This is a genomic window from Azospira inquinata (assembly GCF_018905915.1).
GTDB classification, from domain to species: Bacteria; Pseudomonadota; Gammaproteobacteria; order Burkholderiales; family Rhodocyclaceae; genus Azospira; species Azospira inquinata.
This window is the reverse complement of sequence record NZ_CP064782.1, coordinates 441,162-454,694: the sequence shown is the minus strand read 5'-3', so window position 1 is coordinate 454,694 and position 13,533 is coordinate 441,162. Positions and strand designations below refer to the sequence as shown.

The window sequence follows — 13,533 nt, the reverse complement described above, 5'->3', positions numbered from 1 at the left end:
GCTCCTTGTTTCTCGTTAGGGTCGGGTCTTAGGCGGCGGCCAGACCGCTCAACACGTCCGTATCCAGGCGGTCGGAAATTTCTTCCCGGAGCCGGTGGAAGACCGGGTCGGCAAAGAACTGGGCCCGGCCCCGGGGGCGGGGGAAGGGCACGGCCAGTTCGGTGAGCACCCGGCCCGGGGAGGAACCCAGCACCGCTACCCGGTCCCCCAGATAGAGGGCTTCATCCACGTCATGGGTGACGAAGACGATGGTGCGGCGGGGGCTGGTGCTTTGCCAGACTTCCAGGAGCAGATCCTGGAGCTTGCCCCGGTTGATGGGGTCCAGGGCGGCGAAGGGCTCGTCCATGAGCAGGACCGGGGATTCCAGGGCCAGGGCCCGGGCGATGGCCGCCCGCTGCTGCATGCCCCCGGAGAGCTGGAAGGGGTATTTGTCTGCCGCTTCCGCCAGCCCCACCCGGGCCAGGTCCTCCCGGGCTAGCTTGCGCCGTTCTGCCCGGCTGAAATCCGGGTGGGCCTTGGCCACGGCCAGGGCCACGTTGTCCACCACCTTGATCCAGGGGAAGAGGGAGTAGTTCTGGAACACCACGGCCCGGGAAATGCCGGGGCCGGTGATGGGCTCACCGCGCCAGCTCAGGAGGCCGCCGCTGGGGCTTTCCAGGCCGGCCAGGAGGCGCAGCAGGGTGGATTTGCCCGAGCCGCTGTGGCCCAGGAGGGTGAGGAAAGTGCCTTCCGGCACTTCCAGGGCTACCTTGCGGAGGATTGGCTCCCCGTCGCCGTAGGCGAAGGACACCTGGTCGATGACCAGCCCTTCCCGGGGGGCCGGGGCGGCGGGGGCCTGATTCCAGTTGGCTTTGATCGGTTGGGCGCTCATAGCACATCCCTTTGCTTGAATTCCTTCAGACGGGTTTGCCAGAAGGGGTCTTTGGGATTTTCCTTGGCCAGGGATTCCAGGGCCTTTTGGTAGAGGGAGAGTTCAAAAATGGGCTGGAGGGGGCATTTTCCTTCCGCGAACTCGGAGGACACCATGGTTAGCCAGAACTTTTCCGTGCCCTTCACATTGGGATCGCTACGCTGATCCAGGTAGGGGGAGTAGTAGCCCTTTTCCAGCAGGGCCCGGTCCAGCTTCACGTATTTCTGGATGGCGTCGATGGTTTCCTTGCGGTGGGTGGCGGTGTAGTGCTCCGCTTCCAGAATGGCCCGGAGGAAATGCTCCAGGGTGTCTGTGTCCTTGAGCTTGCCGCCGCTCACCACCAGTCGGCAGCAGGGGTGGCCGGGTTGGAGGGCGGTGGAGTGGAGCACCACCTTGAGGCCCTGCTGTTCCGCCCGCAGATCGTGGGGACCCCACACCAGGCCCGCATCCACCTGGCCGGATTTCACCGCCTCAATGACGGCGGGGGGATTCTTCAGTTCGAAGATGTGCAGGTCTTTTTTCCAGTTGATGTGGGCGTCCTTAAGGGCGCCCCGCAGTACCGCGTCTCCGGAGGCCAGACGCACGGTGGCGATTTTTTTGCCCTTCAGGTCCGCCAGACTGCGGAAGGAGGCAGCCACCTCCGGCTTCACCACCAGGGCCGCGTCGCCCCCCATGATGCCGCCGATGATTTTGATGTTGGCCCCCTTGGAATAGAACACCAGGGGGGCGGTGGTGCCGAAGGCCCCCACGTCCAGCTTGCCCGCCACCACGGCGTTCAGGCCGTCGGCGGAGTTTTGGAATTCGATCAAATCCACGTCCAGGCCTTCTTTCTTGAAGAAGCCCTGTTCCTTGGCGACAAAGAACTTGGCGTGGCCGGTGACCGGGAGATAGCCCACCTTGAGGGTTTCCGCCTGGGCGGCGGCGATCCCGGCGGCGACCCCGAGGGCCGCCAGCAGGCGTTGGGCGAAACGACGAGAGATCATGGTTGCTCCTGTTTATCGGTTGAATGGGGCCACTATAGGCAGGTGGCAAATAACCGAAAAATAATGTTTTTAGATTTGTTTAGTTCGTAAGGTTATATGTTGGCCGTGCTTTGGCCCTTCCCGGGCGGGCCTGGTGGATCGGCCTGGGCCGGTCTTTTTAGGGGGCGCATCGGCACAGTCCGGGGCTTTTCCCCGGGCTTCCCGGCACCGCCGGGAGCGGGCTAGGCGGCGGCCTGCCAGGCGGACCGGATGTGGGGCAAGTCGTCCTTGCCCGGGGGTGGGCCGTCCTCGTCCTCCGGCAGGGCGGTGAGGAAGGGCAGCCGGATGTCCCGGTTCACCAACTGGGCATCCACCGCCAGGCAATGGGGGGCGGGGCGGGCCAGGTAAAAGCCCTGGACCTGATCGGCGCCGGCCCCCAGGGCCAGGGCCAGCTGGTTTTCCGTTTCCACCCCTTCAATGACCACCCGGGCGTTCAGTTCATGGACCAACTCCACCAGCTTGGGCAGCAGGCGCCGGGCCCGGTCGTCCTGTTCCGCCCGCACCAGCAGGTGCCGGTCGATTTTCACCACGTCCGGGGAGAGCTGCCAGAGCCGGTCAAAGTTGGAGCTATGGCGGCCAAAATCATCCACCGCAATGCGATAGCCCCGGTCCCGGTAGTTGGACACCGCCTCCGCCAGCCGGGGGCTGTCGTCGATGGCGCTTTCCAGGATTTCCAGGACCACGTTGTCCGGCGTTACGCCGCAGCGCTTGAGGATGGTCTCGAACACCAGACCGTGGTTGTCCCCCACGGCCAGCAGGTGGCGGGGATGGACGTTGAGATAGAGATAGCCGTTCTGGCGCTGGTTTTGCAGCAGGAAATTGAGGGTGTGCAGGGTGCGGCAGAGGCGGTCGAGAAAGACCAGTTCCGTGGCATCGCTGGGCAGTACGAACACCGCTTCCGGCGATAGGGGCTGGCCCTGGGCGGTATGGGCCCGGAGCAGGGCTTCGTGGCCGGACACCCGGCCGCTGCGGGTATCCACGATGGGTTGGAAAACGGAGGACAGGTTCAGATCGGCAAAGCGACCCAGAATGTGGTCGTGCCGGTTAATCAGGCCATCTTCCCGGGTCAGGGGCAGGCCGTATTGCTCCCGGTTACGGGTGTTCAGGTAATGGACCAGATCGGTCAAGGGCATGGTGGTCTCCTCGAAGACGAAGGGCGGGAAGTTCCCGGGGTAATTCCGGGCCAAGGGCAGGGGCCAGGGGAGGGGACATTCGACAAGTCAGAGTGGGGGCGGGCATGGACAAGCTCCAAAAAAATCCGGGACAGGGGTACTTTAAGGAAGACGGAAAAGAAATGAAAAGAATAAATAGTGGTTTGTTTATATCGTTGCAGAATATGAAACAGCCCATGCCAGCAAGGGCCCGGGCGCAGATTGGAAGGGAAAGACGGCCGGAAAAGGGGGGGGCCAAAAGGGGGCATGGGGAAGGACGGCCCGGCGCCTGGGCGGTGGGCGGGAGAAAGAGCAGGGGCTTCAGGGTGGGGAAGCCTTAGGCTGATGCTGGCGGGCAGCGGGCAGCGGGCAGCGGGCAGCGGGCAGCGGGCAGCAGGCAGCAGGCAGCAGGCAGCAGGCAGAAGGCGGAAGGCGGAAGGCGGAAGGCGGAAGGCGGAAGGCGGAAGGCGGAAGGCGGAAGGCGGAAGGCGACGGGCGACGGGCGACGGGGCTTGCCCGAGTCCGGAAAGAGGCGGGCGATTCAGTTTTTGGGTAGGCTCCAGCCGCCTACCCTTGGGGCCTGTACGGTCTCCGGCCTCCTCTCTGGAGGCCGACGGCCCCCCCTCGCCGTTCCCTAAAAGGAATTTTCCACCGCCAGGGTGCCTGGCTGGCCCCGGCGGCCGGTGGCGAAGCCCCGTTGGCTGAGGAGCTGGCGGGTTTCTTCCACCATGGCCGGGTTGCCGCAGAGCATGACCCGGGATTGGTCCGGCGCCAGGGGGGCGCCCAGGGCTTGCTCCAGGGAACCGTCCAGCAAAAGGGCGGGAATGCGCTGGTGCAGGGCGCCTGGCGCCGTTTCCCGGGTGACCACGGCCTGGTAGCGGAGGCCCGGGGCGTATTCCCCCACCAGGGGATGGGCGGATAGGTCGGCCAGCAGGTCCCGGTAATTCAGCTCTTCCCCGTAGCGCACGCTATGGACCAGAAAAATCTGGGGAAAGCGCTGCCATACCCCCGGGTCCCGGATCAGGGAGAGAAAGGGGGCCAACCCGGTGCCCGTGGCCAGGAGCCAGAGCCGGGGCCCGCTTTCCAGGCGCCCGGGGACGAGAAAGCCATAGGCCGTGGGGTCCAGGAGCAGGCGGTCCCCGGCCTTAAGCCGGGCCAGACGGGTGGTGAAAGCCCCTTCCGGCACCCGGATGGAGTAAAACTCCAGGGCTTCCTCGTAGGGGGCGGACACCATGGAATAGGGGCGCCAGAGGCGACTCCCCGCCCCGTCTTCCAGTCCGAGGCGGGCGAACTGGCCGGCCTCGAAGCGGAATCCGGCGGGGCGGGTGGTGCGGATGGAAAAGAGTTTATCTGTCCAATGTCGAACCTGGAGCAGGCTGACCGGGGTGGATTTGTCCGTGGGAGTTGTCATAAGTCGCCCTTTTCGCCAAAAAAATGGAAAAAAAGCGGAAATTTGTGTAAATCCCGGGTTTTTTCTTCATAAAGTTGACAGTTTTTGTCGGAAAAACGTTCCCGGGTGGGGTAGAAGGATTTTTCTGTTGCCCGGGGCGGCAGGCAAAGGGCCGGGGGGAGGGGCCGACGGGGGATCGACTGACTTTAGGGGCGGCTGGGGCGGCGAGGCTTAGCTTCTTGTTTTTCCAGTGGAAAAATTCATACTTTAGCCGCCCGCCGCCCGCCGCCCGCCGCCCGCCGCCCGCCGCCCGCCGCCCGCCGCCCGCCGCCCGCCGCCCGCCGCCCGCCACCCGCCACCCGCCACCCGCCACCCGCTCACCAACCCACCAACCCACCAACCCACCAACTGCTTGTCATCGCGCCCACCCCGTAACCTGCACCTCCCATATCCCCTTGTCCTCCCACCGCCCCTGCCATCCGTTAACCCTGCCAGTGCCCGCCTCCGGGCTGGTCCCTGGTGTTGGGGACTGGGCCCGGGGCGGGGGAGCGCATACACTAGCAGTCAGTTTGCTCGGCACCGGAACGGCGGCGACCGGCCCCCAGGGGCCCCGTATCCGGTTTCTTCCCGCTTCGCCTGGTATTTCCCTATGACGACCGAGACCCCCCAGCCCAATTCCCCCTCCTCTTCTCCTTCCCCCGCCGGTGAGCCGCCCCGGCGGCCGGATTCCGCCCTTTTCCGTTGGCATCGCTGGCGCCGCAGCCGGGCTGGGCGTTTCAGCCTTTATGCCCTGGCTACCCTGGTGGTGCTGGTGGCGGCCTTTGGCCTGCTGGGCTATTACTGGCTGCCCGGTTACGCCAAGGCCCAGCTGGAAACCCAGTTGAGCGCCCAGCTCCAGCGGCCGGTGACCGTGGCTCGCATTGAGGTGGAACCTTTCGCCCTGCGGGCGGCGGTGGATGGCCTGGAGGTGAAGGACCGGGACGGGCGCCGTCTGGCGGGCTTTCAGCGCCTTGCCCTGGATATTTCTTCGGAAAGCCTGTTCCGCCTGATTCCCGTAATCAGCGCCGTGAGCCTGGAAAAGCCCTATGTATATCTGAGCCGGGTGGCTCCCGGGCACTACAACATTTCCGACCTGATCCAGGCCTGGCTGGCCCGGCCCGCCGGGCCTACCCCGGAATTTTCCGTGGCCAATATCGAAATCAGCGACGGTCAGGTGGATTTTGATGACCGGCCCATGGGGGAAAGCCACCGGCTCACGGACGTGGATTTGTCCATCCCCTTTATTGCCAACACCCCGTCTGCCACCAACATCGACGTGGAGCCTCGCTTTTCCGCCAAGCTCAACGGTGCTCCCCTGGTGTTGAGCGGCAAGCTGCGGCCCTTCGGCCCGGAACAGGTGGCCCGCCTGGAATTCCGGGTGCTGGACCTGGATTTGTCCCGCCTGGATGACTATGTGCCTGTGCTCCTGCCGTTCCAGCTGAAAAAGGCCTGGGCCGATACCCGGCTGGCGGTGGATTTTGCCCGCCCCACCGGCAAAAAGCCCAGCATTTCCCTGGCCGGGGACGTGAGCCTGCGGGACGTGAGCCTGCTGCGCCCCGGTTCCGGGGTGGCCCTGACCCTGGCCAAGGGGGAAGCCCATTTCCGGGATTTGCACCTGGAACAGCAGCGCCTGGACAAGGGGGGGCTGGAACTGGACGACCTGGCCCTGCGACGCAGCGGGGAAAAGGCCCCCTTCGCCAGCTTCCACCAGTTGGTGGTGCAGGATGTGGCCGTGGATTGGGGCCACCAGCGGGCCCGGGTGGGAGAAGTGGATTGGGACGGCCCCCAGCTTTCTTTGAAGCGGCGGGCGGATGGCAATCTGGATCTGGCCGCCCTGCTGAAGGAGGGGCCCCAGGCCCCTGCTAAGGGGAGCCGTGGAGCCCGTTCCCCGGCCCGGCCCGGTGCATCCGCCCCCAGCCGGGGCTCGGTTCCTGCGCCCCAGGCCCGGTCTAAGGCCTGGGTCTGGCAGGTGGATAAGGTTCGGGTGAGCGGCGGCCGGGCGGATTATGCCGATCTGGGCCTGGACAAGGTGCCTCCCCTGAAGGTAGCCGACCTGAGCCTGAAGGTGGATGGGCTGGCTTCCTCCGGTAAGGCCGTGCCCCTGAGCTTGTTGGCCAAGGTGAACGACCGGGGCCGCCTGGCCCTGACCGGCCAGGGCGGCTGGGCGCCCCCTACGGCCCGGCTCAAGCTGGATATGGAGCGGGTTAATCTGGTGGCCCTGCAAGGCTGGGTGGCGGATCGGCTCAATGTGGTGCTGACCCGGGGCGAGGTAAGCGTCCAGGGCCAGCTGGATTACCAGGCTGGTCGGGCCCGCTTTACCGGGGCCACGGAACTGGCGGATTTCAATGTGCTGGACCGGCTCAATGCCACGGACCTGCTGCGCTGGAAGCGTCTGGCCCTGGCGGAAGTGACGGCGGATACGGGGCCGGAAGGGGTACGCATCGGCCAGGTGACGGCCCAGGATTTTTACGCCCGGATCATCCTCAATAAGGATGGTCGCCTCAATCTGCGGGACGCCCTCAAGTCCCCCGGGGAAGCCCAGAAGGATTTGACCACCGCCCCGGCGCTGGAACACCCGGGCCGGGCCGCACCTGCCCCGGTCCAGGCCAAGGCTCCGACTCCAGCCCCCGCCTCCGGCGGTGGGGCCGGGCTGCCCCTGCGCATTGGCAAGGTGGTGTTTAGCGGCGGCCACGTGAATTTCTCCGACCGCTACGTGAAGCCCAATTACAACGCCAACCTCACCGATCTCACCGGCTCCCTGGGCACCCTGGCGGCGGGCACCCGCACTCCCGTGTCCCTGCGGGGCCGGGTGGATCGGTCCGCCCCCATGGAAATGAGCGGCCAGGTGGACCCGCTGGGCAAGGACCTGTTCCTGGATTTGAAGGGCAAGGCCCGGGGCATAGAAATGGCGGGCTTCACCCCCTATTCCGGCCGCTACCTGGGCTACACCATCGACAAGGGCAAGCTCTCCATGGACGTGGCCTACCACGTGGAAAAGGGCAGCTTGCAGGCAAGCAACCATATTTTCCTGGACCAGCTCACCCTGGGGGACAAGGTGGAGAGCCCGGACGCCATTTCCGGCCCGATTAAGCTGGTGGTGGCCTTGCTGAAAAATTCCCGGGGCGAGATCGACCTGAACCTGCCCATCCAGGGCTCCATCAACGATCCCCAGTTCAGCGTGGGGGGCATTGTGCTGAAAATGATCGGCAACCTGATCGTCAAAGCCGCCACCGCTCCCTTCTCCCTCATTTCCTCCCTCTTTTCTGACGGGGCGGACCTGTCCTATCTGCCCTTCGATCCGGGCCGCTCCCGCATTACCCCGGCCATGGAAAAGCAGCTGGGCAATCTGGCCAAGGCCCTGAGGGACCGGCCTTCCCTGGACCTGGAAATCACCGGCCACGCCGATCCGGCCAAGGACGCGGATGGGCTCAAACAGGCCCTGCTGGAACGGAAGCTTAAGGCCGCTAAAGCCGCCGATCTGGCCAAGGCGGGCAAGGATGGGGGCAGCCTGGCGGACATCACCCTGAGCCCGGAGGAATACAACCACTACCTGGAAAAGGCCTACAAGGCGGCGGACTTCAAAAAGCCCCGCAACCTCATCGGCCTCACCAAGAGCCTGCCCCCGGCGGAAATGGAGCGGCTCCTCCTGGCCAACGCCACCCTGGAGGAAGACGACCTGAAACAACTAGCCCAACGCCGGGGCGCCGCCGTCCAGGCCTGGCTCCTGGACAAGGGCGCCATTCCCCCGGACCGGGTCTTTCTCCTGACTCCCAAAGTCGGCCTGGACGCCCCCCAAGGCGCCCCGGAAGGCGGCCGGGCGGATTTCGCTCTGAAATAGGGGAAGGGCGGGCCGCCCGGCAACGGGCGGCAGATAAGAAAAACCCCGCCGGATTGGGCGGGGTTTTTTGTTGGGGGCTGCCTAAACGAGTGCATGAAGATAAGGAATAACGTGCCGCATGAACCAAGTGATACCCAAAATGATGGCCACAAACCACAGCCCGCGAATGACGGGGACGCGGTGATTGGAAATGCGATCGCTAATATCAGAGCAGAAAACGAGCCATAGAAACGCACCACCGACGAAAAACGAGATAGCGGCTTGGGGTATAGCCATTGGACGATGCCAAAGCCAAGCGGTAAGGCCTGCAAGGATGGGAAGCCAAATCTTTGAGGAATCACGACGGTACAGCGGAACATTGAGGCTCGGAGGTTCTAGGTTCATGACGTCCAAGGTTTGCCGTGAGGTGTCGCCATGGGGCCTCCGATTACCAATGATCTTTCTTATGGCCGCCAAGGCGCATGCTGGCACAAACATGCAAAACAGAATTACCCAAACATAGTGAAACAACACATTGAACAACAAGTATTGATCCTGATGTTCAGGAGATAACGTGTAGGTGGCAACTGCAAAAACCGGGGCCACGATTACAGCGGATAGCAATGCTCGTTTGGCGCTTGAGAATGTATCAGTCCACAACGCTGCCGGGATGAGGCATACGAAAGAGACATAGGCACCAGTAAAAACAGGTGCTGGAAGATGCTCCGCCCAGGCAGGAAGATGAGCAACCTTTGACCAAAGAAAAAGATTGGGCCAAACAACCATGGCGGAGGCCAGCAAAATAATGCTTGAGACCAAGGATAAATGGTTGCGAGAGATTTTCATGGCTAACGTAAAGGTATAAGGGGCGCGCCGCTTTTGGCGCGTCCCGCTTGACCGCAATGTTAGGCATTGCGGTCATTTGAAGCTCCGAAAAAAATGCTGAACCGAGCGAGAAACAAAAGCACTGAGGGCCAGAAAAGGGTATTGACTACATCATGAAGGCTTGCTCCCCAGCGCCAGTAACCCAAGCTTGTAATGTCGTCATGCATATCGATCATCTCTCCTGCAACCGCCACGGCGAGAACCACAAGCCAAGGAACAATAGATCGTAGCGGCTTATGTAAGACAACAGCCGCCGTAAACATAACGGCAAGGCCGACATAAATGTGGAGTGCATCTTTCGAGAGTCCTGTGGCCTGGACAATTGCCAATTTAATCGTTTGTGCAGTTGAGGTTTCCATAGTGCCTAACGTGCTAGGTGGGGGGCCGACGGTCCCTCTCGACCGCCGGGTTGGGGGTGGCCGCGATGAGTAAAGACAAACTGCTCACGCTGATAGGCAAATGGGAAGCGATGGCGCGGCGAAAATTTGCCGATGTGGATAGCGAACCTGACGAGATGGGGCGGCGGCTGATTGAGCATGGGACGATGTGCTATTTCAACTGTGCGCAAGATCTCAAGGAAGCCCTAGCGCAGACTTTGCCACCGACTTCAGTAGTTCCTTCAGGAGGTCGAACGTGATGGCGCCCCCTTTGTCTTTGACGATTTCGAGGGACTTTTTCCAGATTGCATCTTTTTCCGCGGCCTGGATGAAGTCGTGCCCCTCCCAGGTGAGACCCAGGATGGCCATGCCGACGACGCCGGACAATCCCTTGATGACTTTGCCCTTAATCAATCCGGCCTCAATGAGAAGTTCAACGTGCTCATTGACGAAGGCCTGCTCGTACTCGCCGGGGAACTCAATCGAAAACGGATGTGCTCCCGCGGGAGACGATTGCACCTCAAGGAGGATTTTTCGGATGAGATCAAAGTCGCGGATCATGGACACCCCCAACGTTTGAATTCAGCGGGCGGCAAAAGCGCAGCTTTTGACGGTCCGTTGGAATGAATGGGTAGGTTCATTTGCGTGATGCGGCAAACGCGCCAAATCTTTTACTAAATATTCCGTTAAACCCTGCAAACTCTTAAAGAGTGCCAATGGCATTATACGGCGGTGTTGGGGAGACGCGACAACAGGCCGCTTGTGGACGACAAGCGTCTTCTAGGCCAAGCAATACGGGGAGATTTCGGGGGAGGGTACTGCACCAGCCAGAACGGCCAGGAGGAGGGGGGCTACAGAGAGGGGCTACAGGCCGGGAGCGGGGGGCCAAGGCCCGGCGCTTCCCGGAGGCCAGGAAGAAATTATTTCTTCTTGGAGACGGCAGCCTTGAAAGCGGCGCCGGCGGTGAACTTGGGGCTGGTGGAAGCCGGAATCTGGATGGTGGCGCCGGTCTTGGGATTCTTACCGGTGCGGGCGGCACGCTTCACGGACTTGAAGGAACCGAAACCGACCAGGGTGACGCTATCGCCCGTGGCGACGGACTTGGTGATGGCTTCGATGGCGGAATCCAGGGCGCGGCCGGCAGCAGCCTTGCTGATATCAGCACCGGTGGCAATGGCGTCGATCAGATCGCTTTTGTTCATTGACTAATTCTCCTTGGTTTCGAAGTTGGCGCGGAAATCCGTACCAGGGCGGCATTCTGGCATAACCAATTCGGCCTGCCTAGCCTGAAATAGGGATAAATGCTGGGTTTGCGGGGCATGGCCCTGTTTCTGGTAGGGTTATTTTCAAAGGGGCAAAAGGGCGGGAAAGGGAGCCGGCTTAAGAGGGTAAAACCAGGGGAGGGGGGCGGTTCTTGGGGTTCCCCAGGGAAATCATGGGCTTAAGCCGGGTTGGGCGGGGCGGATTGGCCCTGGGGTTGCCCGGGAAATGGGGGGCGGCGCGGGGCAAACACGGGCACTGGGCCGGGGTGGCCCGGGGGTGGGGAAAGAAGTGCAAAGGCGGGTAAAAATTGTGGCGGGCCCTTACAAAAAACGGCGGGATATTCCCGCCGTTGTTCGCTGAGAAGGGGCTGGAACCTAGGCGTTCCGGCCCCCTGGGCCTTAGCCGATCATGCCGGCGCCCACGGTGTTGTTGGTGCTTTCGTCGATGAGGATGAAGGCCCCCGTGGCCCGGTTATCCCGGTAGGCATCGGCAAAGACGGGCTGGGCCAGCTTGAAATCCACCCGGGCGATGTCGTTCATGGCCAGCCGGTCCGCGGGCAGGTGTTCCAGGCTGTTGATGTCCAGCTTATGGACGATGGCTGCCACCTTGGCCTTCACTTCCCGGGTGGTGTGGCGGATCAGGTAGGTGCGGGCCCGATCCAGGGGCGTTTCCCCCAGCCAGCAGACCACGGCCTGGATTTGCTTGGCGGCGTCGGGCCGGGCTTCTGCCGGGGCGGCGGGGACGATCATGTCGCCCCGGGAAATGTCGATCTCGTCTTCCAGGAGCAGGGTGACCGATTCCCCGGCGATGGCGTCGGGCCGGGATTCCCCCCCCAGCTGAATGTCCTTGATGCGGGTTTCCCGGCCCGAGGGTAGCACGGCCACCGGGTCCCCCACGGCCACGGCCCCGGTTTCCACCCGGCCCATGAAGCCCCGGTAGTCGTGGAGTTCCGGATTGGCGGATTCCTGGGGCCGGCACACGTATTGGACGGGAAAGCGGAAGCCGGCGGCGGCTTCGCTGTCGGCGGTGCCCGCGGCTTCCAGGATGTCCAGCAGGGTGGGACCGTCGTACCAGGACAGGGCTTCACCCCGATCCACCACCATGTCCCCGTTTAAGGCGGAAAGGGGAATGAAGCGCACCCCCTGGATGCCCAGCTGCTCGGCGAAGGCCAGGTAGTCTTGGCGGATTTTTTCGAAGACGGCCTGGTCGTAATCCACCAGATCCATCTTATTCACCGCCACCACCAGTTGGGGAATGCCCACCTGGTGGGCCAGGAAGGAGTGGCGCCGGGTCTGGGTGAGCACCCCTTTGCGGGCATCCACCAGAATAATGGCCAGATCGGCGGTGGACGCGGCGGTGACCATGTTGCGGGTGTATTGCTCGTGGCCCGGGGCGTCCGCAATGATGTATTTGCGCCGCCCGGTGGAAAAGTAGCGGTAGGCCACGTCAATGGTAATGCCCTGTTCCCGTTCGGCCTGGAGACCGTCGGTGAGGAGGGACAAATCCACCGCCGTCATGCCCCGCTTGTGGGAGGTGCGCTCGATGGCGTGGAGGGTGTCGGCCAGAATGGCCTTGGTGTCGTAGAGCAGGCGCCCGATCAGGGTGCTTTTGCCGTCATCCACGCTGCCGCAGGTGAGAAAGCGCAGCAGGCCGTGGTCTTGGGTGTTTTGTTCGGTGGCAGACATGGAAAATCCTCTGGAATGTTCGGTGGCGGCCCAGGGGGCCGGGGCGCTCAGAAGTAGCCTTCCTTTTTGCGTTGCTCCATGGAAGCTTCGCTGGTCTGGTCGTCCAGGCGGGTGGCGCCCCGCTCCGTAATGGTGGTGGTGGCGGTTTCGTCGATGATCTTGGCCACCGTGTCCGCGTCCGATTCCACCGGGGCGGTACAGGTAATGTCCCCCACGGTGCGGAAACGGACCTGGAGGGTTTCCACCGCTTCGCCCGGCTTGGGCTGGTTGATCACCGAGCCGTCCGCCAGGGGCACGTTGGCCGGGAAAATAGCGCCCTGGCGGCGGATCACGGCCCGTTCATGGGCGAAGTAGATGCTGGGCAGTTCCAGGTTTTCCCGTTCGATGTACTGCCACACGTCCAGCTCGGTCCAGTTGGAAATGGGGAAGGCCCGGATGTTTTCCCCCTTGAAGGCTCGGGCGTTGTAAAGGCTCCACAGCTCGGGGCGCTGATTTTTCGGGTCCCACTGGCCGAATTCGTCCCGGAAGGAAAAAATCCGTTCCTTGGCCCGGGCCTTTTCTTCGTCCCGCCGGGCGCCGCCGATGCAGCAGTCAAAGCCGAATTCTTCAATGGCTTCCAGCAGGGTCACGGACTGGTGCTTGTTGCGGGATTCCCCGGCGGATTTGAGCACCACCGTGCCCCGGGCCATGGAATCTTCCACGGAGCGGACGATCAGCCGTTCCCCCAGCTGGGCGGCCCGCTTATCCCGGAAGGCCACTACCTCCTGGTAATTGTGGCCGGTGTCGATGTGCATCAGGGGAAAGGGAAAATGGCCGGGGCGGAAGGCTTTTTCCGCCAGGCGCAGCAGACAGATGGAATCCTTGCCGCCGGAAAAGAGCAGTACCGGGTTGGCGCATTGGCCGGCCACTTCCCGCAGGATGTGGATAGCTTCCGCTTCCAGCCGGTCCAGGTGGGAGAGGGTGCGAGGGGGGATGGTTGCCATAATGGTCTCGT

Annotated in this window: 11 protein-coding genes; 1 reads left to right on the top strand and 10 read right to left on the bottom strand. The window is 63.1% G+C overall.

All coding sequences use genetic code 11. From position 1 onward, the window contains the following. Positions 1-28 precede the first annotated feature (28 nt). The 4 genes from Azoinq_RS02005 to Azoinq_RS01990 form a co-directional block, all read right to left on the bottom strand. Entirely contained in the window at positions 29-871 is an 843-nt protein-coding gene (locus tag Azoinq_RS02005) for an ABC transporter ATP-binding protein (protein WP_216127111.1), read from the bottom strand. Beyond that, positions 868-1,893 (bottom strand): ABC transporter substrate-binding protein, encoded by a 1,026-nt coding sequence (locus Azoinq_RS02000; protein ID WP_216127113.1) that lies wholly within the window; start codon positions 1,891-1,893, stop codon positions 868-870. The genes Azoinq_RS02005 and Azoinq_RS02000 overlap by 4 nt, the downstream gene beginning before the upstream one ends. A gap of 221 nt (positions 1,894-2,114) precedes the next feature. Then, positions 2,115-3,065: an EAL domain-containing protein gene (locus Azoinq_RS01995; RefSeq protein ID WP_216127116.1), complete on the bottom strand. Its 951-nt coding sequence runs from the start codon at positions 3,063-3,065 to the stop codon at positions 2,115-2,117. Positions 3,066-3,717: 652 nt separating this feature from the next. Next, positions 3,718-4,494, bottom strand: coding sequence for a ferredoxin--NADP reductase (locus Azoinq_RS01990; protein WP_216127119.1), 777 nt, complete (start codon positions 4,492-4,494; stop codon positions 3,718-3,720). Between the two features lie 628 nt (positions 4,495-5,122). On the opposite strand from Azoinq_RS01990, the gene Azoinq_RS01985 reads away from it, so the two are divergent. Continuing rightward, positions 5,123-8,350 (top strand): DUF748 domain-containing protein, encoded by a 3,228-nt coding sequence (locus Azoinq_RS01985; RefSeq protein WP_216127121.1) that lies wholly within the window; start codon positions 5,123-5,125, stop codon positions 8,348-8,350. 81 nt (positions 8,351-8,431) lie between these two features. Here the strand turns inward: Azoinq_RS01985 and Azoinq_RS01980 are convergent, their stop codons facing one another. The 6 genes from Azoinq_RS01980 to cysD form a co-directional block, all read right to left on the bottom strand. Further along, positions 8,432-9,175, bottom strand: coding sequence for a hypothetical protein (locus Azoinq_RS01980; protein ID WP_216127131.1), 744 nt, complete (start codon positions 9,173-9,175; stop codon positions 8,432-8,434). A 59-nt stretch (positions 9,176-9,234) separates the two neighbouring features. Beyond that, the gene (locus tag Azoinq_RS01975; RefSeq protein ID WP_216127134.1) at positions 9,235-9,573 is read right to left on the bottom strand and encodes a hypothetical protein; all 339 of its coding nucleotides are present in this window, start codon (positions 9,571-9,573) and stop codon (positions 9,235-9,237) included. A gap of 213 nt (positions 9,574-9,786) precedes the next feature. Further along, positions 9,787-10,152, bottom strand: coding sequence for a DUF2513 domain-containing protein (locus tag Azoinq_RS01970; protein ID WP_216127136.1), 366 nt, complete (start codon positions 10,150-10,152; stop codon positions 9,787-9,789). Between the two features lie 359 nt (positions 10,153-10,511). Continuing rightward, the gene (locus Azoinq_RS01965) at positions 10,512-10,793 is read right to left on the bottom strand and encodes an HU family DNA-binding protein (protein ID WP_216127138.1); all 282 of its coding nucleotides are present in this window, start codon (positions 10,791-10,793) and stop codon (positions 10,512-10,514) included. A gap of 459 nt (positions 10,794-11,252) precedes the next feature. Continuing rightward, complete coding sequence (gene cysN, locus Azoinq_RS01960) at positions 11,253-12,539, bottom strand: sulfate adenylyltransferase subunit CysN (RefSeq protein ID WP_216127141.1); 1,287 nt, start codon at positions 12,537-12,539, stop codon at positions 11,253-11,255. A gap of 47 nt (positions 12,540-12,586) precedes the next feature. Further along, positions 12,587-13,522 (bottom strand): sulfate adenylyltransferase subunit CysD, encoded by a 936-nt coding sequence (cysD, locus tag Azoinq_RS01955; RefSeq protein ID WP_216127144.1) that lies wholly within the window; start codon positions 13,520-13,522, stop codon positions 12,587-12,589. Between the last annotated feature and the right edge of the window lie 11 nt (positions 13,523-13,533).